At 48.1% G+C, this 692-nt stretch carries 1 protein-coding gene; it reads right to left on the bottom strand.

Going from position 1 to position 692, the window contains the following annotated elements; all coding sequences use genetic code 11:
* On the bottom strand, positions 1–692 hold a 692-nt coding region (locus tag ACS8FD_RS20815; RefSeq protein WP_439277267.1), incomplete at both ends, for an IS256 family transposase.

The following is a 692-nucleotide window of genomic DNA, read 5'->3' on the forward strand; positions in this document are numbered from 1 at the left end:
TTGCCCCACACCTCATCAAAGTGCTCAAGATTGGCCTCTGCTATCTCAAGCGTATCAGCGCCGTAGATGGCTTTTAAATCAGCCGCTACGGCCTTCTTATCCGTCCACGGCACAAACTTCATCGAATAGCGCACCATATGCACGATACACAGCTGAACCTCAGCCTTTGGATAAACAGTGTTGATGGCATCAGGGAAACCCTTTAAGCCGTCCACACAGGCAATGAGGATGTCTTGAACCCCGCGGTTTTGTAGCTCAGTGAGTACCCCAAGCCAGAACTTAGCGCCCTCATTCTCTGATAGCCACATACCAAGCAGCTCTTTTTTACCATTAAGAGCGACACCTAGCGCCAGATAGATAGCCTTGTTGATGATCTGTTTGTCTTGACGTACTTTGACGACAATGCAGTCCAGATAGACGATAGGATAAACACTACTCAATGGCCGGTTCTGCCAAGCGGTGATGTCATCAATGATGTTGTCGGTCACTCTTGAGACAAGAGAGCTGGATATGTCAACATCGTAGAGCTCTTTGATACTCTCGACGATCTCAGTGGTGGTTTGACCTTTGGCGTAAAGGAATATGATTTTATCATCGAGACCTGAGATACGGGTTTGATGCTTACGCACTAATGCAGGTTCAAAAGCGCCGTCACGGTCTCTTGGGGTGGATATCTCAAGATCGCCTGTGTC

This window comes from Psychrobacter sp. 1U2, from assembly GCF_051847575.1.